The 18,548-nt window shown below is 71.9% G+C and carries 16 protein-coding genes; 11 read left to right on the top strand and 5 right to left on the bottom strand.

Annotated features, from left to right (window positions below; all coding sequences use genetic code 11):
- Positions 1-8 precede the first annotated feature (8 nt).
- The 7 genes from lipB to ABD297_RS18285 all read left to right on the top strand — a co-directional run bounded on the left by lipB (position 9) and on the right by ABD297_RS18285 (position 6,331).
- Complete coding sequence (gene lipB, locus ABD297_RS18315) at positions 9-668, top strand: lipoyl(octanoyl) transferase LipB (protein ID WP_344256507.1); 660 nt, start codon at positions 9-11, stop codon at positions 666-668.
- A gap of 51 nt (positions 669-719) precedes the next feature.
- Positions 720-1,682 carry an ABC transporter ATP-binding protein gene (locus ABD297_RS18310; RefSeq protein ID WP_344256506.1) on the top strand — a complete coding sequence of 321 codons (963 nt, stop codon included), beginning with the start codon at positions 720-722 and terminating at the stop codon, positions 1,680-1,682.
- Complete coding sequence (locus tag ABD297_RS18305) at positions 1,679-2,725, top strand: hypothetical protein (RefSeq protein WP_344256505.1); 1,047 nt, start codon at positions 1,679-1,681, stop codon at positions 2,723-2,725. The genes ABD297_RS18310 and ABD297_RS18305 overlap by 4 nt, the downstream gene beginning before the upstream one ends.
- Positions 2,726-2,829: 104 nt before the next feature.
- Complete coding sequence (locus ABD297_RS18300; protein ID WP_344256504.1) at positions 2,830-3,186, top strand: YciI family protein; 357 nt, start codon at positions 2,830-2,832, stop codon at positions 3,184-3,186.
- 7 nt (positions 3,187-3,193) lie between these two features.
- The gene (locus tag ABD297_RS18295) at positions 3,194-4,468 is read left to right on the top strand and encodes an RNA polymerase sigma factor (RefSeq protein WP_344256503.1); all 1,275 of its coding nucleotides are present in this window, start codon (positions 3,194-3,196) and stop codon (positions 4,466-4,468) included.
- Between the two features lie 97 nt (positions 4,469-4,565).
- Positions 4,566-5,591 (top strand): lipoyl synthase, encoded by a 1,026-nt coding sequence (gene lipA, locus ABD297_RS18290; RefSeq protein WP_344256502.1) that lies wholly within the window; start codon positions 4,566-4,568, stop codon positions 5,589-5,591.
- A 5-nt stretch (positions 5,592-5,596) separates the two neighbouring features.
- Positions 5,597-6,331, top strand: a complete 735-nt coding sequence (locus tag ABD297_RS18285; RefSeq protein WP_344256501.1) for a DUF4191 domain-containing protein — start codon at positions 5,597-5,599, stop codon at positions 6,329-6,331.
- Positions 6,332-6,468: 137 nt separating this feature from the next.
- Here the strand turns inward: ABD297_RS18285 and ABD297_RS18280 are convergent, their stop codons facing one another.
- Entirely contained in the window at positions 6,469-6,954 is a 486-nt protein-coding gene (locus ABD297_RS18280) for an RDD family protein (RefSeq protein WP_344256500.1), read from the bottom strand.
- Between the two features lie 195 nt (positions 6,955-7,149).
- Between ABD297_RS18280 and glnA (ABD297_RS18275) the strand changes: the two genes are divergently transcribed.
- Complete coding sequence (gene glnA / locus ABD297_RS18275; protein ID WP_344256499.1) at positions 7,150-8,574, top strand: type I glutamate--ammonia ligase; 1,425 nt, start codon at positions 7,150-7,152, stop codon at positions 8,572-8,574.
- A 215-nt stretch (positions 8,575-8,789) separates the two neighbouring features.
- Here glnA (ABD297_RS18275) and ABD297_RS18270 read toward each other — a convergent pair whose 3' ends face one another.
- Positions 8,790-9,242 carry a hypothetical protein gene (locus ABD297_RS18270; RefSeq protein WP_344256498.1) on the bottom strand — a complete coding sequence of 151 codons (453 nt, stop codon included), beginning with the start codon at positions 9,240-9,242 and terminating at the stop codon, positions 8,790-8,792.
- Positions 9,243-9,387: 145 nt separating this feature from the next.
- Here ABD297_RS18270 and ABD297_RS18265 point away from each other — a divergent pair, with 145 nt between their 5' ends.
- The 3 genes from ABD297_RS18265 (at position 9,388) to ABD297_RS18255 (ending at position 12,545) form a co-directional block, all read left to right on the top strand.
- A complete protein-coding gene (locus tag ABD297_RS18265) occupies positions 9,388-9,831 on the top strand; it encodes a DUF1810 domain-containing protein (RefSeq protein WP_344256497.1) in 444 nt (147 codons plus the stop codon).
- Positions 9,828-11,378 (top strand): MFS transporter, encoded by a 1,551-nt coding sequence (locus tag ABD297_RS18260; RefSeq protein WP_344256496.1) that lies wholly within the window; start codon positions 9,828-9,830, stop codon positions 11,376-11,378. Before ABD297_RS18265 ends, ABD297_RS18260 begins: the two co-directional genes overlap by 4 nt.
- Before the next feature lie 144 nt (positions 11,379-11,522).
- Positions 11,523-12,545 (top strand): peptidoglycan-binding domain-containing protein, encoded by a 1,023-nt coding sequence (locus tag ABD297_RS18255; RefSeq protein WP_344256495.1) that lies wholly within the window; start codon positions 11,523-11,525, stop codon positions 12,543-12,545.
- Between the two features lie 94 nt (positions 12,546-12,639).
- On the opposite strand, the gene ABD297_RS18250 is transcribed toward ABD297_RS18255, so the two are convergent.
- The 3 genes from ABD297_RS18250 to glnA (ABD297_RS18240) are packed head-to-tail and all read right to left on the bottom strand — an operon-like array spanning position 12,640 to position 18,315.
- Positions 12,640-13,908, bottom strand: coding sequence for an MFS transporter (locus tag ABD297_RS18250; protein WP_344256494.1), 1,269 nt, complete (start codon positions 13,906-13,908; stop codon positions 12,640-12,642).
- On the bottom strand, positions 13,905-16,937 hold the full coding sequence (locus ABD297_RS18245; RefSeq protein ID WP_344256493.1) for a bifunctional [glutamine synthetase] adenylyltransferase/[glutamine synthetase]-adenylyl-L-tyrosine phosphorylase: 3,033 nt from the start codon (positions 16,935-16,937) through the stop codon (positions 13,905-13,907). The genes ABD297_RS18250 and ABD297_RS18245 overlap by 4 nt, the downstream gene beginning before the upstream one ends.
- Before the next feature lie 40 nt (positions 16,938-16,977).
- On the bottom strand, positions 16,978-18,315 hold the full coding sequence (gene glnA / locus ABD297_RS18240; RefSeq protein WP_344256492.1) for a type I glutamate--ammonia ligase: 1,338 nt from the start codon (positions 18,313-18,315) through the stop codon (positions 16,978-16,980).
- Positions 18,316-18,548 lie beyond the last annotated feature (233 nt).

Here is an 18,548-nt window from a genome sequence, read left to right as displayed (position 1 = left end):
GTGACCGCATGCGCTTCGTCCACCTCGGCCTCGACCCCGACTTCGTCGACTACGAGCAGGCCTGGCAGGTCCAGCGCGACACCCACGCGAAGGTCGTGAGCGGCGAGGAGCCCGACACCGTCTACCTGCTCGAGCACCGGGCGGTCTACACGGCGGGCAAGCGCACCGAGCCTCAGGAGCGTCCGAACGACGGCACTCCCGTCATCGACGTCGACCGCGGCGGCAAGATCACCTGGCACGGTCCCGGCCAGATCACCGGCTACCCCATCGTCCGGCTGCCGGCCCCCATCGACGTCGTCGGCTACGTCCGGCACATCGAGGAGATGATGATCCGGGTCTGCGCCGACTTCGGGGTCGAGGCAGGCCGGGTCGAGGGAGAGAGCGGCACGTGGATCGCCGCCGACGACCGCGGCCCGCGCCGCAAGATCGGCGCCATCGGCATCCGCGTGAGCCGCCAGGTCGCGATGCACGGCTTCGCCTTCAACTGCAACCCGGACCTGTCCTGGGGCGAGGTCATCATCCCGTGCGGGATCGTCGGCGCGGGCGTGACGTCGCTGTCGTTCGAGCTCGGGCGCGACGTGCCGGTCACCGAGGTGCTCCCGCACGTGGAGAAGCACCTCGCGGACATCCTGCCGACCCTGCGACCCAACGGGCGCGTCCTGACCTGAGTCGCCCCACCTCCCCTAGGGTGTGCTCACAGCCGACTCTCAGGGGGATCGATGGACGTCGCCGTCCGCACCGTCAACTTGCGCAAGACGTACCTGAGCCGCGGGTCGCGCCGCGTCGCCGTGCAGGGGCTGTCGATGTCGGTGCCGCTCGGTGGGGTGCACGGCTTCCTGGGGCCCAACGGCTCCGGCAAGACGACGACGATCCGCATGCTCCTCGGCCTGGCCCGTGCCGACTCCGGCTCTGCCGAGGTGTTCGGGCACGAGGTCCCTGCGCGGCTGCCGCAGGTGGTCGACCGGGTCGGCGCCATCGTCGAGTCGCCGAAGTTCTTCCCCGCCTTCACCGCCCGCCGCAACCTCGGCCTGCTCGCCGGAGCGATCGGCGCGCCGCGGGCGCGCGTCGACGAGGTGCTCGAGGCGACCCACCTGCGCGACCGAGGGGGTGACCGCTACGCCGGCTTCTCGCTCGGCATGAAGCAACGGCTCGCCATCGCCGCCACGCTGCTCAAGGACCCGGACCTGCTCATCTTCGACGAGCCGACCAACGGCCTCGACCCCGCCGGGATCCGCGAGGTGCGCGACACGATGCGGTCGCTGGGGTCGCAGGGCAAGACGGTGCTCGTCAGCTCGCACATCCTGGCCGAGGTCGAGCAGGTCGCCGACACCGTCTCGATCATCGGCCACGGCACGATGCTCGCCGAGGGCCGGGTCGAGGACATCCTCGGCGGCAACGGGGTGGCCCGGGTGCGGGTCGGCGTCGCCTCGCCCGACCGGGCGGAGCAGGTGCTGCGCGATGCCGGCTTCGACCCTGCGCGCGAGGGGCAGCACCTCCTCGTCGCCGCGGAGGATCCTGCCGCGGTGACGCGCGCGCTGGCCGGGCAGGGCCTCTACGTCGACGAGCTCGTGGCCGTGCGGCCCGACCTCGAGTCGGCCTTCCTGGCCCTGACGGCCGACGAGGGCCTGGGCAGTGAGGCCGACCGGGCCGCGGGTGCCGGCGGCAGGGACGGTGCGTCATGAGCGGCCTCCTCACCGCGCCGGACTCGCGCCCGCGCACGGAGCGGCGGCCGCGGGGCACCTCGTTCGTCGGGCTCGTCGGCGTCGAGGTGAGGCGGCTGTGGTGGCGACGGCTGACGCAGGCCGCGATCGTGGCCGTCGTCGTCTTCACCGGCGCCATGGTCTACAACGCCTACAACGCCAGCGCCCCCGAGCGGCTCGCCCAGCAGCTGGACGACTACAAGCTGATGGTCGCGCAGGCCCCTCAGATGGTCGCCGACTGCAAGAAGCAGGAGGCGATGGAGCGGGACCGGGCCGGCGACCCGTCCATCGACTTCGGCTGCAGCCAGCAGACCCCTCCGACCCTCGAGCAGATGGGCCTGGCGCTCCCGGTCGCCGACAGCATCACCGAGGGCCTCGCCAGGACGGGAGCACTCGTGATCGCCTTCCTCGCGCTGCTGCTCGGGGCGAGCTTCGTCGGTGCGGAGTTCACCACGGGCGCGATGGGCACCTGGCTGACCTTCCAACCGCGCCGCCTGCGCGTGGCCACGAGCAAGCTCGGCGCCGCCGGCCTCGGTGGCGCCGCCCTCGCCGTCGTCGGGCTCACCCTGGGCAACCTCGGTGCGCGCATGGTCGCCGTCGTCAACCGCCCAGGTGACGACCTCGTCCTGCCCGACCCGCCGGCCCTCGACGAGCCCGTCGCCGTGCTCGGCCTGCGTGTCGTGGCGCTCGCCCTGGGAGCCGGGCTCGTCGGTGCCTCGCTCGGTCTGGTGCTGCGGCACACCGCGGCCATCATCGGCGTCGTGCTGGGCTATGCCGTCGTCGTCGAGGGCATCGTGGTCCAGACATTCCTCGGTGGCCGGCTCCAGCAGTGGTCGGTACTGCACAACCTCGAGGCCTTCCTCTCCAAGGGGGCGACCTACTACGCCAACACCTGCACGGACGCAGGCTGCGAGTACGCCGAGCACATCATCACCTTCACGCACGGGTGGGTCTTCCTGCTCTGCGTCGTCGTGGCCCTGGCGCTCGCCGGCGTGCTGACCTTCCGGCGTCGCGACGTCAGCTGACCCCCGACGTCGACGGCGTCCACGACACCTGTCGATCCGCCCGATCCCCGTTCGTCGTACCTGCAGGCCGGACGGACCGGCCGAGCACACGAAGGAGCACCGACATGGCGAAGTACCTCGTCCTCATCTACGGCAGCGAGCAGGAGTGGGACGCCCAGACACCCGAGGAGCTGAAGGCCAAGGAGTCCGGCCACATCGCCTTCTCGGCCGCGGCCGGTGCCGGGCGCCTCAGCGGAGAGGAGCTCGAGTCGTCGACGACGGCCACGACCCTGCGCGCCTCGGGCGGTGACACCCCCATCGTCACCGACGGGCCCTTCATGGAGACCAAGGAGGCCCTCGGCGGCTTCTACATCGTCGACGTGCCGGACCTCGACGCCGCCGTCGCCCTGGCCCGGATGCTCCCGGAGCTGCGTGAGCGGCACGGCGCGGTCGAGGTGCGTCCCATCGTGGACCACGGCTGACCCCGACGTGCAGAGCCGGCCGCCGTCCGACGTGGCGGACGCCGTCGCCCGCGCCCACCGCGACGAGTGGGCGCGGGTGCTCGCCTCGAGCGTGCGTGTCACGCGCGACCTCGACCTCGCCGAGGAGTGCACGCAGGACGCGTTCGAGCGCGCCCTGGCGCGGTGGCCGGCGGACGGCATACCGGATCGGCCGGGTGGCTGGCTGACCACCGTCGCCGGCAACCGCGCCCGCGACGTCGTGCGACGCGAGGCGCACGCCCGTCGGCTCCTTCCGCTCCTCGTCATCGACGACGATGAGAGGGCGGCCCCGGCCCACGAGGGGTCGTATGCCGGGTCGGTCCTTCCCGACGACCGGCTGAGGCTCGTGTTCACGTGCTGCCACCCCGCCCTGTCGCCCGAGGCTCAGGTCGCGCTCACGCTGCGCCTCGTCTGCGGCCTGACGACCGCGGAGGTCGCGCGAGCCTTCCTCGTGCAGGAGTCGACGATGGCGGCGCGGATCACGCGGGCCAAGAAGAAGATCGCGACTGCCCGCATCCCGTACCGCGTGCCGACGCGTGAGGAGCTGCCCGAGCGACTGCCCCTCGTGACGCAGGTGGTGCACCTCGTCTTCACGACGGGACACGCGGCGCCGAGCGGTGCCGCGCACGTGCGCCAGGACCTCGTCGAGGTCGCGGTGTCGATGGGCCGCATGCTGCACGGGCTGCTGCCGGACGAGCCACGGGTCACCGGGCTGCTCGCGCTCATGCTGTTCGGCCAGGCCCGCAGCAGCACGCGCGTCGACGACGACGGCACGCTCGTGCTGCTCGCCGACCAGGACCGCGGCCGCTGGGACCGCGCGCTCATCGAGGAGGCCTCGTCGCTCGTCGCGGTCGCCCTGGCGACGGCTCCCCCGGACCGGTTCGCCGTCGAGGCCGCCATCGCCGCCGTCCACGCAGAGTCCCCGACGTGGGAGGCGACGGACTGGACCGAGCTGGTCGGCCTCTACGACGTGCTCCTGGGGCTCTGGCCCTCGCCGGTCGTCGCTCTCGGCCGTGCCGTGGCGGTGGGCTTCCGCGACGGCGCCGAGGCGGGTCTGCGGGCGCTCGAGCCCCTGCTGGGCGACCCGACGGTGGCGACCTACCCCTACGTGAGCGCCACCCGCGCCGACCTGCTGCGCCGCCTCGAGGACTGGGGCGACGCCGAGGTGGCCTACGAGGAGGCGGTGGCGCTCGCCGGCAACGACGTCGAGCGGGCCTTCCTCGCGACGCGGCTCGCCGAGGTGCGCTCGCACCTCCCGCGCTGAGGGCGGGTCCCACACCGACGCCGCACCACCCTGGTCGGGTGTGTCCCCGATCGGGCGTAACCTGTGCGAAGCAGCAAATCCCGACCAAGGAGCCCGTGTGTCTGTCGTTCCCGACGGCCGTCGTCTGCTGCGCGTCGAGGCGCGCAACGCCGAGACCCCCATCGAGCGCAAGCCGTCCTGGATCCGGACGACCGCCAAGATGGGGCCCGAGTACACCGCCCTGCACGGCATGGTGAAGTCCGAGGGCCTGCACACGGTGTGCCAGGAGGCGGCGTGCCCCAACATCTTCGAGTGCTGGGAGGACAAGGAGGCGACCTTCCTCATCGGGGGTGACGTCTGCACCCGCCGCTGCGACTTCTGCGACATCGCCACGGGCCGCCCGACCTCCCTCGACCTCGACGAGCCACGCCGCGTCGCCGAGTCGGTCGCTCGGATGGGCCTGCGCTACTCGACCGTCACCGGCGTCGCCCGCGACGACCAGCCCGACGGCGCCGCAGGGCTCTACGCCGAGACCATCCGCCAGATCCATCTGCTCAACCCCAACACCGGCGTCGAGATCCTGCCGCCCGACTTCGGCGCCAAGCCCGAGCTCGTCGGACAGGTCTTCGACGCTCGGCCCGAGGTCTTCGCGCACAACCTCGAGACGGTGCCGCGCATCTTCAAGCGCATCCGTCCCGCCTTCACCTACGAGAAGTCGCTCAAGGTCCTGACCATGGCCCGGGAGGCCCAGCTCGTCACCAAGAGCAACCTCATCCTCGGCATGGGCGAGACCGACACCGAGATCGAGGAGGCCATCCGCGACCTCCACGACGCCGGCTGCGACATCCTGACGATCACCCAGTACCTCCGCCCCTCCAAGCTGCACCACCCGATCGACAGGTGGGTCAAGCCCGAGGAGTTCGTGCACTGGTCCGAGGTCGCCGACGCGATGGGCTTCAAGGGCGTGATGGCCGGTCCCCTCGTCCGCTCCTCCTACCGCGCCGGACGCCTCTGGGCGACCGCCATGCGCAAGTGGGGCCGCGAGATCCCGGCGCACCTGTCGCACCTCGCCGAGGCCGCCGAGTCCCCCGCCCGCCAGGAGGCGGCGTCGTTGGTGGCCCGCTCCCAGAGCGCCGTATCCTGAGCACCATGGCACGCAACAAGTACGGCGACGCGAGCAGCGCGCCCCAGGAGAAGAAGCAGGGACGGCTGTCCCAGATCCGTGACGTCTACCGGGTCTCCAAGCAGGCTGACCCGGTCATCGGCTGGTACATGCTGCTGTCGTTCCTCGTCGTCTTCGGGGTGCTCCTCGTCGTCGGCTTCATCGTCAAGCTGCCGTGGATCTTCGGCATCTTCGGTGTCCTCTTCGGCATCCTCGCTGCCACGATCATCATGAGCCGGCGTGCCGAGCGTGCCGCCTACAGCCAGATCGAGGGCCAGGCCGGCGCCGCCGGTGCGGCCCTCACCTCGATCCGGCGCGGCTGGTACACCGACCGCGAGCCGGTCGCCGCCGACGTCGCCCGCCCCGGCGACATCAACTCCGCCGCGATGGTCTACCGCGCGCTGGGCCGGCCCGGCGTCGTCCTCGTCGGCGAGGGCCCCACGGCCCGCGTCCAGAAGCTGCTCGCCGCCGAGAAGAAGCGCGTCGAGCGTGTCGCCCCCGGCGTGCCGGTGACGACGATGCGCGTCGGGTCGGGCGAGAACGAGATCCGCCTGCCGAAGCTCGCGAGCAAGGTGCAGCGCCTCAAGCCGCAGATCACCAAGGACGAGATGGCCCTGGTCAACAAGCGCCTCAAGGCGCTCGGTGGCCTGCGCGCTCCCCTGCCGCCCGGCGTCGACCCGATGCGGGCCCGCATGGACCGGAAGGCCTTGCGCGGCAAGTGATCCCGGGCCGCGTGAGCGGCGCCACCATGACGTATGCCGGAAGGCCGGCTCCCCGTGGGAGCCGGCCTTCCGGCATACGCAGGCAGTCTTCGCGTGCAGCGTCGTCGGCACGGCGTGCGCGCGTGGTCGGCGCAGGCTCAGCGGGTGCGGACGATGACGGTTCCGGGAGCCTTGTCGTGCAGGCCACGGCCGTCGCGGTCCCACACGACCGCGGGGATGAACATGCAGAGCAGCACTGTGCGGGCCAGGGCCTGCACCGGCATGACCCGGCCGGTCCCCCCGAGCGAGCGCACCTGGAGACCGACGATCCGGTGACCGATGGTGTAGCCGACCGTGCCGACGAGCAGAAGGTGCATGACCCCGAACACGGCGAGCACCACGAACCCCTGGCCGCCCGATGCCGGCGGCTGCGCGAACGGCAGCGGCACGCCGAAGAGGCCACGCGCGATGACCGAGGCGATCCCCCAGTCGATGAGCACCCCGACGAGACGGATGCCGAAGCCGGCCACCGACCCCGGGCCGCGCGGGGGCAGGCCGAGGTCGCGGCCCCGGTACTGCTCGTCGGCGCTCGTGCGCTCACGGGGGCCCTGGAGCCATGACCCGAAATCCTTGCGGTCCACCACGGGACCAGCGTAACGAGACCGCGGTCCTGCGCTTTGCCCGGGCCTGTCCATCCGTAACACCCGCGAAACATGAGGGTCATGGCAGAGAAATCGGCACTCGGTAGGGTCGACACCGACAGCACGAGGCCGCCCCGTGGTCCCTGACGCTCCCACGAGCCCAGGTCCGGGCGACCTCGCCCCACATCAGGAGGTTGGATGTTCAGCTCAGCTGACGAGGTCCTCGCGTTCATCAAGGACGAGGACGTCAAGTTCGTCGACATTCGGTTCTGCGATCTGCCCGGTGTCATGCAGCACTTCAACGTGCCGGCTGAGTCGGTCGACGAGGACTTCTTCACCGTTGGTCAGATGTTCGACGGGTCCTCGATCCGCGGCTTCCAGGCCATCCACGAGTCCGACATGAAGCTCGTGCCCGACCCCGCCACCGCGTTCATCGACCCGTACCGCGTCGAGAAGACGCTGGTCATGAACTTCTCGATCCTCGACCCCTTCACGGACGAGCGCTACAGCCGCGACCCGCGCAACATCGCGAGCAAGGCCGAGGAGTACCTCAAGTCCACCGGGATCGCCGACACCGCCTACTTCGGCGCCGAGGCCGAGTTCTACATCTTCGACGACGTGCGCTTCGAGACGAAGCAGAACGCCGGCTACTACTTCATCGACTCCGTCGAGGCAGCCTGGAACACCGGCCGCGAGGAGGAGGGTGGCAACAAGGGCTACAAGACCCGCTACAAGGGTGGCTACTTCCCCGTCTCCCCCGTCGACCACTTCGCGGACTTCCGCGACAAGATCTGCCTCGAGCTCAAGGAGGTCGGTCTCAACGTCGAGCGCAGCCACCACGAGGTCGGCACCGCGGGCCAGATGGAGATCAACTACCGCTTCAACACGCTGCTCCACTCCGGCGACGACCTGATGAAGTTCAAGTACGTCGTCAAGAACTCCGCGTGGAAGCAGGGCCACACCGCGACCTTCATGCCGAAGCCGCTCTTCGGCGACAACGGCTCGGGCATGCACACGCACCAGTCCCTCTGGAAGGACGGCGAGCCGCTCTTCTACGACGAGCGCGGCTACGGCGGCCTGTCGGACCTCGCCCGCTGGTACATCGGTGGCCTGCTCAAGCACGCCCCGTCGCTGCTGGCCTTCACGAACCCGACGGTGAACTCCTACCACCGCCTGGTCCCGGGCTACGAGGCCCCGGTCAACCTCGTCTACTCCGCCCGCAACCGCTCGGCCTGCGTCCGCATCCCGATCACGGGCACGTCGGCCAAGGCCAAGCGCATCGAGTTCCGCGTGCCCGACCCGTCGGCCAACCCGTACCTGTGCTTCGCGGCGCAGCTCATGGCCGGCCTCGACGGCATCAAGAACCGCATCGAGCCCCCGGAGCCGGTCGACAAGGACCTCTACGAGCTGCCGCCCGAGGAGCACGCCGCGATCGAGCAGGTCCCGGGCTCGCTGCCCGAGGTGCTCAACGCGCTCGAGGCCGACCACGACTACCTCCTCGAGGGCGACGTGTTCACGCAGGACCTCATCGAGGCCTGGATCGAGTACAAGCGCAAGAACGAGGTGGACCCGATCCGCTTCCGCCCGCACCCGCACGAGTTCGAGATGTACTTCGACATCTGACCGTCCGGGCCGACACCGGCCCTGACCGCAGCGACACGACGCCCACGCCACGGGATCCCGCTGGCGTGGGCGTCGTGCTGTCGTGCGGGCCCCCGCGTGCGTGCCCCCGTGTGCGTGCCCCCGTGTGCGCCCACCCGCAAATGCCCGCACGTGCCCGCGCTCGGCCGCCGGTGGCGCGACGCACGGCCGGCCTTCCTGAGGACGTCGACGAGCGCTCAGCCCTGACCGGAGCCGGTGGGCGGCGCGGCGACGGCCCGCGGCGACCCCTGGGACGTCGGCAGTGAGGGTTGCGTGGGCGTGTGCGGGAGCGGCTCCGGCGGTGGGCCCGGCAGCACGATCACGAGGACGGCCCAGAGCAGACCCCCGAGCAGCGTGCCCAGTACCGCCCCCTGGCCGAGCGCGGCTGCCGTGGGACGGATGCGGCCGAGCGCGAGGAGCAGCATCCCGACGACGAGCACGACCAGGGCAGCCAGCAGGGTGTGGCCCAGCAGGACGACGAAGCCCCACTCGCGAGGAGGGCCGTCCAGGCTCGTCAGGAGCGGCAAGCAGACGCCGGCCGCGGTCACCACCGCTGCGAGCGCGACCTGAAGGCGCCGGCGCCGCCGAACGACGCGCGACGCGACCGCCAGCCCTCCGGGTGGCGGCCCCGCGGGTGGTGAGCTCCCCATGAGCGTCATGGTGCCACCGGGAACGGACCGTGCCGGGGCTTTTCCGCCGCCTCGAACGCGACGCGACCGTACCCCGAGGGCGACGCAACCGCTGCCTTGTCCACCCTTGCGTCGGGCCCTCTCCCGGGTCGGGTACGACAGTGTCATGACCGAGAACTCCCCCGACCTCGAGCGCTTCGTCCGCGCGCAGGACGCCGGTGGCACGTACGCGTCCGCGCTGGCCGAGCTTCGGGCCGGGTCCAAGCGTAGCCACTGGATGTGGTTCGTGTTCCCCCAGGTGGCTGGCCTCGGACGCAGTGAGACGGCGAGGGCGTATGCCGTGTCGGGCCTTCCCGAGGCACGCGCCTACCTGAGCCACCCGGTGCTCGGGCCTCGCCTGCGCGAGTGCGCGGACGCCCTGACGGGACTGGCGACGACGGACCCCGTCGAGGTGCTCGGCGCCGTGGACGCAGCCAAGCTGCGCTCGTCGATGACGCTCTTCGAGCTCGCAGCGAGCGACGCCGCGGAGGCGGCCCCCTTCGTGGGCGTGCTCGACCACTTCTTCGGTGGCCGGCGCGACGACGCGACGACCGGGATCCTCGGATCGTGAGCGAGGAGGGCGTCCGCACGGACGAGGCCCCCGTCGAGAAGCCGGGCCTGAACCACGGCGACGACAGCGGTGAGGGCGGTGGCATGACGGGCCGCGCCCTCGAAGGCTCTTCTGCCGACTCCGACGCGGAGGCGCAGGAGGGCGATGACCCCCGCCGCTGGAAGGCGTTGTGGGTCTGCCTCGTCGCAGGCTTCATGACCCTGCTCGACGTCAGCATCGTCAACGTCGCGCTGCCGTCCATCCAGAAGGGAGTCGAGGCCACCCCGAGCGACCTGCAGTGGGTCGTGTCCGGCTACGCCCTCGCCTTCGGCCTGACCCTCGTGCCCTCCGGCCGCATCGGCGACGTCCTCGGTCGCCGCACCGTCTTCGTCGTCGGTGTCATCCTCTTCGGGCTCGCCAGCCTCGCCTGCGGCCTCGCGCCGGGAAGCGCCCTGCTCGTCGTGGCTCGGCTCGTGCAGGGAGCCGCGGGCGGCATCCTCAACCCCCAGGTCTCCGGCCTGATCCAGCAGCTCTTCCGGGGCGCCGAGCGCGGCCGGGCGTTCGGCCTGCTCGGCGCCACGATCGGGATCTCGACAGCCGTGGGGCCCGTCGTCGGAGGCGTCATCCTCGACGGTCTCGGCGAGCAGACCGGCTGGCGGTGGATCTTCTTCGTCAACCTCCCGATCGCCGTGGCAGCCGTCGTCCTGGCGATGCGTTGGCTGCCCGATCCCCCGGCGCGCGACCGCACCCGGCGGATCGACGGCGACCCCGTCGGCGTGGTGCTGCTCGGTGCCGGCGTGCTCGGCATCCTGCTGCCCGTCGTCGAGAGCGGGCGCGGCGGCGCGAGCGTCCCGCGGTGGGTGGCCGTCGTCGGGGTGGCCTTCCTCGCCGGGTTCCTCGCCTGGGAGCGCGCCTACACCCGCCGCGGCCGCAGCCCGCTCGTGGACCTCGCGCTCTTCGCGGTGCCGGGCTACGCGTCCGGGGCGGCGGTGGGCACGATCTACTTCGCCGGCTTCACCGGCATCTTCTTCGTGCTGACGATCTTCTTCCAGCTGCAGCTCGGCTACACGCCGTTGCTCGCCGGTCTCGCGGTGACCCCGTTCGCGGCAGGCTCGGCCGTGACGTCGGCGATCGGAGGGCGCCTGGTCAGCCGGTTCCAGCGGTCGCTCGTGACCGTCGGGCTCAGCATCGTCCTGGTCGGCATCATCGCCGTCGACGTCGTCCTGGGCAGCGTCAACGGCTCCTCCCTCGGCTGGTGGCTCGCCGGTCCCCTGCTCGTCGCCGGCGTCGGCAGCGGCCTCGTCATCTCCCCCAACATCACCCTGACGGTCGACCGGGTCCCCGTCGAACGCGCCGGCACGGCGGGCGGCCTGCTCCAGACTGGCCAGCGCATCGGCACGGCGGCCGGCATCGCACTCGTGGGAGCCGTCTTCTACTCCGGGGCCACCTCCGGCCAGGGACTCCAGGCCTCGGCAGCACTGCGGGTCGCGGCGGTGCTCGTCGCCGTCGCGCTCTTCGCCAGCGCCCTCGATCTCCGAGGTCGGCGCAGGCGCGCACGAGCGGTCTGACGGCATACGTCCAGCACGACACGCCGACCGCAGGACGCCAGTTTCGCCAAACGCCTGCGCAGAAACGGACAAAAGGTTTGAATCGACGCGTCGCCTGGCGCCCCGGCCGGTGACCTCGCCTCACGACCGTGTCTGGACGTTCCGATGAAGCCCACCTCAGCGACTCCCCCTCCCGGAGGCTCCAGCGGCCGTACAGGCCTCCGGGGTCTCGGGCGCGTCGGCCTCGTGCTGTCCGTCCTCGCCGCCCTGGTACTCCTGCCGGCTGCCGCGCCGAGCGCCACCGCCGGCGGCGTCCCGGTCCCGGCCACGCCGTCCGGCCTGCCGGCCGCCATCGAGGGCCTCTCGCCCTACGTGCCGCCCACGGGGTGCGACCTGCGAACCCGCACCGGCTCGCTCAAGCTCGCCAAGCTCGTCCAGGCGACGTATGCCAACACCTACGGTCTCTCCCGCAGCTGCACCTCGGCGACCACGCCGTCCTCGGAGCACTTCGACGGACGGGCCGTCGACACGTTCTTCAACGTGCGCAACGCGACGCAGCGTGCCCAGGCGAACGCCCTGATCACCTGGCTGCTGAGCACCGACAAGGCAGGCAACCCCTACGCGAACGCCCGGCGGCTCGGCGTCATGTACATCATCTGGAACAACAAGATGTGGAGCTCGTACCGCTCCGGCGAGGGCTGGCGTCCCTACAGCACGTGCGCCACGACGCCGTCCTCCGCCTACGACACGGCCTGCCACCGCAACCACATCCACCTCAGCCTGTCGTGGGAGGGCGCCAACGGTCGGACCTCCTTCTGGACCAAGGCGGTCGCCCCGGTCGACTTGGGGCCCTGTCGCCCGGCCGACCTCAACTGGTCGACTGGCAACGCCGCACCCAACGCCACGCCCTGCCCGCGCTACGCGACCGTCAAGGCCCCGACCGGGGCCAGCGCACTGCTGAAGGAGCTCGTGCCCCGCTCGGGCATGGTCCTTCGCCCCGGCATGTCCGGTCCCGCGGTGACGAGCCTCCAGAAGGCCGTCGGCGTCTCCCCCGCCACCGGCACCTTCGCCTCGGTGACGACGAGCCGGCTCAAGACGTGGCAGGCCAAGCACGCGGTGGCGGCCAGCGGCATCGCGGACGCTGCGACGTGGCGGGCCCTGCTCAACGCCAACGGCATGCACCGCTGAGCCGGAGGCCTGACGCCGACCGCGCGGCAACGGCTTGCGGCGGACCGAAGACGCGCGACCGCCATCGAGCTGAGGTCGTGCGGGCCCGGAGGTGTCAGGCGGCCCGGGACGACGTCGCGGCGTACGCGTGGTCGACGGCCGTCCGCACCCGACGGTGGGGCCAGGTGGCCGCGACGACCGCGATCAGGGCCAGGCAGACGGCCGCGCAGATCGAGACCCCGGCCGCAGCACTCGTGTGCTGGCCGACCCATCCGGCGGCCAGGAACGAGAGGCCGGCAGCCGCGATCGACACGCTGCCCGCCAGGCTGAAGATGCGACCGCGCAGGGCCGGTTCGGTGACGAGCGCGAAAGTGGCCTGCAGCGGCACCATGAACGCCTGCAACGTGCCCGAGAGGAAGAAGAGGGCGGCGACGACCCAGATCGGCGGCTGCAGGAAGGTCAGCAGCAACGGCACCGGCATGAGCAGAGCCAGCGGGACGATGGACTGGTTCTGCTGGTGCACGTCCCGTCGCCCGATGACAAGGATGCCGGCGATCGCCCCGACGATGGGGGCCGCCATGAGCATGCCGCCCCAGCCGTTGCGACCCGCGATCGGGATGGCCAGCGCCTCCGGGGCCGCGATGCCGAGGCTGGCCACGGCACTCAGCGTCACGAGCCGGGCGAGGACCGGGTGACGGGCCAGGTCACCGGCTGCGGTCGAGAGGTCGTTGACGAAGCCACGCAGGCCACGGCCACGGTCGCCGCGCACGGGGCGCAGCGGCACGACGAAGAGGATGACGAGCGCGGCCGCGACGAAGGTCAGCAGGTCGAGCAGCAGACCCGTCTCCGGGCCGACGAGGGCGATGATGCCACCACCGACCGCGAGACCGATGGCCTGGTTGAACTGCTCGGACATCGCGCCGAGACCGACGGCGCGGGCGTAGAGGTGTCGGTCCTCGAAGAGGTCGGTGAGCAGCACCATGTTGGACGCGGTCGACGCACCACCGACGAGCTCGAGCGCGAAGAGGACGAGGAACATCAGCCAGAGGTTGGAACCGGTGAACACGAGCCACATCAGCCCCAGCACGCAGGAGGCGCGCACGAGGTGGGACCAGATGAGCACCCACTTGTAGGGGAACCGGTCGACGACGGGGCCGACGAGGCTGCGCCCGAAGAAGGTGGGCACGAGGCTGACCGCGAGCGTCGTCGCCGTCGCGAGCGGAGACCTCGTGCGCTCGTAGACCACGGCCGCGATCGTCACGCGCGCGATGTAGTCGCCCCACATCGACAGCGCGTTGGCGAGGAAGATCGGCAGGTAGCGGGGCACCCGGAGGACGGCGCCGTACGTCGGCACACTGCCCCCCTGGCCCTCGCTCCGAGTCACGGGACGACGCTACCCCGAGGTGGGGAGTCGTAAAAGTTGAAATCAGTGGCGTGCCGCGAGCGCCTCGCCACGCGACGCCAGAGCTCGGCCAGCGCGGCGCCCTCACCGGCCGAGCGACCCATGATGCGACCGACGCCGTCGAGGTCGCGAAGGTCCGACGGCACGCTGTCGATGGGGCGACCGCGCCAGAGCACGCCGGCGTTGCGCATGAGCGCGCCGAGCTGCCAGGCCTCCCGGAGCGCAGCGGCGTCCTCGACGGAGACGAGGCCCTCCACGCCGAGCGCGGCGAGCCCGGCCATCGTCCCGGTCACGCGAAGAGCGGGCCGCGCGTGGGCGTGGCGCAGCTGGTGCAGCTGCACGACCCACTCGACGTCGGTGAGGCCCCCGCGCCCGAGCTTCAGGTGCGTCCGCGGGTCGGCGCCCCGTGGCAGCCGCTCGCTCTCCACCCGCGCCTTGAGGGTGCGGATGTCGCGCACCTGGCTCTCGGTGATGCCGCCCTCGGGCCACCGAAGCGGGTCGATGAGGGCGAGGAAGGCCTCGGCCAGCGCCGGCGGCCCGGCGATGGGCGTGGCGCGCAGCAGCGCCTGGAACTCCCACGTGAGGGCCCAGCGCTCGTAGTAGGTGCGGAACGAGTCGACGCTGCGCACGAGCGGGCCCGCCTTGCCCTCCGGGCGCAGGTCGGCGTCGAGGCCCAGCCCCGGGTCGGGGCCAGAGCCCGACAGGAGCTTGCGCAGCTCCTGCACGACGAGCGTCGCCCGTGCCTGCACCTCCTGGTCCGAGGACCCGGGGTGCGGCTGGTGGACGAACATGACGTCGGCGTCCGAGGCGTAGCCGAGCTCGCGACCGCCGAGGCTGCCCATGGCGACGACGAGGATGTCGCCGCCGACGGGCGCCCCCTCGCGCCGCTCGACCTCCAGCGTGGCCGCCTCGAGGGCGACCTGGATCGTGGCGCCGGTGAGGTCGGTCAGGGCCGCGCCCACCTCGGCGAGGTCGATGACCCCCACGAGGTCGCTCATGACGATGCGGAGCAGCTCGTGGCGCCGGATGGCGCGGACCGCCGCCACGGCGTCGGTGGCCGAGTCGCGGCGCCCGGCAGCCGCCTGCATGGTGGCGGTGATGGCCTCGCGGGTGCGAGGGGTCAGCCCGTTGTCGTCACCCAGGATCGACACGCTCTCCGGCGACCGCACGAGCAGGTCGGCGGCATACCGGCTCCGCGCCAGGCAGTGCGCGAGGCGGTCGGCGGCGCGGCCCTCGTCCCGGAGCATCTTGAGGTACCAGTGCGTCGTGCCGAGCTCGTCGGACACGCGCCGGAACGACAGCAGCCCTGCGTCGGGGTCGGCCTCGTCGGCGAACCACCCGAGCATCACCGGCAGCAAGGTGCGCTGGATGGCGGCCCGCCGGCTGACCCCGGTCGTCAGGGCCTCGATGTGGCGCAGCGCGCCCGCCGGGTCCCGGAAGCCGAGGGCCGCCAGGCGCTGCCGTGCCGCCTCGGGGCTGAGGCGCGCCTCGGTGGGGCTGAGCTTCGCGGCCGCCGCGAGCAGCGGACGGTAGAAGAGCCGCTCGTGCAGGCGGCGCACCTCGCGCGCCGCGGCCTGGCGGTCGGCGACGACGGCGCGTTCGGGGTGGGTGCGGTGACCCATGGCGCGGCCGAGGCGACGGAGGTCGGGCTCCGTCACCGGCATGAGGTGGGTCCGCCGCAGCCGGTGCAGCTGGATGCGGTGCTCGAGGCAGCGCAGGTGACGGTAGGCGCGGTCGAGGACCGCGGCGTCCTCGCGTCCGACGTAGCCGCCGCGGGCGAGGGCCGAGAGCGCCTCGAGCGTCGTCGCCGAGCGGAGGCTGGGGTCGGTGCGACCGTGCACGAGCTGGAGCAGCTGCACGCTGAACTCGACGTCGCGCAGGCCGCCCGGACCGAGCTTGAGCTGTCGGGCCGCCTCGTTGGCCGGCACGTGCTGCTCGACCCGGCGGCGCATGGCCTGGACGTCCTCGACGAAGTTGTCGCGTCCGGCGGCCTCCCACACCATCGGCGAGATCTCTGCCTTGTAGCGCAGCCCGATCTCCTTGTCCCCCGCGGAGACCCACGCCTTGAGCAGCGCCTGGAACTCCCACGTCTTGGCCCAGCGCTCGTAGTACGCCTTGTGGCTGCTGATGGTGCGCACCAGGGGCCCGTGCTTGCCCTCGGGGCGCAGCGCCGCGTCGACCGGCCAGAGGCTGCCCTCGGGCGTCGGGGCCGAGCAGGCCCGCATCGTCGCCGTGGCCAGGGCGGTGCCGACGCGCAGTGCCGTCTCCTCGTCGACGCCCTCGGCCGGCTCGGCGACGAAGATGACGTCGACGTCGCTGACGTAGTTGAGCTCCCCGCCCCCCGTCTTGCCCATCCCGATGATGGCCAGACGACAGGCCTCGTGGCCGTCGCCGTGCTCCTCGCGGGCGATGACGAGCGCCGCCTCGAGGGCCGCCTCGGCGAGCTCGGCGAGGGCCTCCCCGACAGCCGGCATCTCGCCGAGCGGGTCGGCCGCGGTGACGTCGAGCGCGGCGATGCGGAGCAGTCCCCGGCGGTAGGCGATGCGCAGGGCGTCGTGGGCCGAGAGGCCGTCCGGCCGGACGGTCACGGCCTCGACGAGGTCGGCGCGCACCTGCTCCCCCGGGCGGCGCTCCGCGCGGGCGGCGTCGACCCAGTGCTCCGGGTGGCGCACCAGCTCGTCGACGAGGGCGGTCGAGGCGCCCAGGACGCCGAGGACCCGCTCACGACCGGGCCCGGGTGCCGCGAGCTCGGCCGACAGGGCCGAGGTCCCCCAGCCGGGCTCGTCGTCCAGGCGTCCGAGAGCCTCCATGACGCGCACCAGTCCGAGCAGGCACTGGTCCGGGTCGGCGGTGTCACCCATGACCGCCGCGAGGTCGTCGAGCTGTCCACCGTCGACGGCGGCCCGGATCGGCAGCAGCGCGCGGTCGTCCACGAGGCCGACCGCGCGGTCGGGGTCGGCGAAGCCGAGCCGGGCCAGGGCGCCCTCGGTCGTGCTGGTTCGTGATGACATGGACGTCGAATCGCCAGAGGTGGGTGAGGGTCGTGCTCCGTCAGAGCCGGGGCAGGTAGCGCTCGAGCTCGAAGCGGGTGACCTCGTGACGGTAGTCGAGCCACTCCTGCCGCTTGTTGCGCAGGAAGAAGTCGAAGACGTGCTCGCCGAGGATGTCGGCGACGAGCTCGCTCTCCTCCATCACCTCGAGCGCCCGCCCGAGGGAGGAGGGCAGCGGCTTGATGCCCATGGCGCGACGCTCGGAGTCGGTGAGGCTCCAGACGTCGTCCTCGGTCTCCGGGGGCAGCTCGTACCCCTCCTCGATGCCCTTGAGGCCCGCACCGAGCAGGACCGCGAAGGCGAGGTAGGGGTTGCAGGCCGCGTCGAGCGAGCGCACCTCGACGCGGGTCGACTGGCCCTTGTTGGGCTTGTGCATGGGCACACGGACCAGGGCCGAGCGGTTGTTGTGCCCCCAGGTGAGGTGCGCCGGCGCCTCCCCGCCGCCCCAGAGCCGCTTGTAGGAGTTGACCCACTGGTTGGTGACGGCCGCGATCTCGGCCCCGTGGCGCAGCAGCCCGGCGATGAACTGACGGCCGACCTTGCTCAGCTGGTAGGGCGCCCCCGCCTCGAAGAACGCGTTCGAGTCGCCCTCGAAGAGCGAGAGGTGGGTGTGCATGCCCGAGCCCGGGTGCTCGGAGAACGGCTTGGGCATGAAGGTCGCGTAGATGCCCTGGGACAGCGCGACCTCCTTGACGACCGTGCGGAAGGTCTGGATGTTGTCGGCCGTGCTGAGGGCGTCGGCGTAGCGCAGGTCGATCTCGTTCTGGCCGGGCGCGCCCTCGTGGTGGCTGAACTCGACGGAGATGCCCATGTTCTCGAGCATCGTGATCGCGGCGCGGCGGAAGTCGTGCCCGGTGCCGTGCGGCACGTGGTCGAAGTAGCCGGCGTCGTCGACGGGGATCGGGCGGCCGCTCGCGTCACGGCCCTGCTCGAGGAGGAAGAACTCGATCTCGGGGTGGGTGTAGAAGGTGAAGCCGAGGTCGGCCGCCTTGCCGAGCGCCCGCTGCAGGACGTGGCGGGGGTCGGCGAAGCTCGGGGTGCCGTCGGGCAGCTGCAGGTCGCAGAACATTCGTGCCGTGCCGGGCGGGTCGCCGCGCCACGGCAGGATCTGGAAGGTCGAGGGGTCGGGCTTGGCCAGCATGTCGGCCTCGTAGACGCGCGCGAAGCCCTCGATGGCCGAACCGTCGAAGCCGATGCCCTCGGCGAAGGCTCCCTCGAGCTCGGCGGGGGCGACCGCCACCGACTTCAGGGTGCCGAGGACGTCCGTGAACCACAGACGGACGAAGCGGATGTCGCGCTCTTCGATCGTGCGAAGCACGAACTCTTCCTGACGGTTCATGTGTCGATCCTGCCGCATGGGTGTTACACGGATGTTGCGACACACGACCTTCGGGACGAGAGCCCTGTCGTATGCCGTGTCGCGCGCCCTCGTGGGCCGCCTGAGCGCGCCCTTCGGGTGCGTCTGCCGGCGAACCGCGGAGGGGCGACGCGGAGGGCCCCCGGGACGTGTCCCGGGGGCCCTCGCGGTCACGACCCGGAGGTCATGCCGGTGTCACGGTCGCACCGTGTCAG

Origin of the sequence: Terrabacter carboxydivorans, assembly GCF_039532035.1 — a bacterium.
Lineage (GTDB): Bacteria > Actinomycetota > Actinomycetes > Actinomycetales > Dermatophilaceae > Terrabacter > Terrabacter carboxydivorans.
This window is presented reverse-complemented; position numbering and strand designations above follow the sequence as displayed.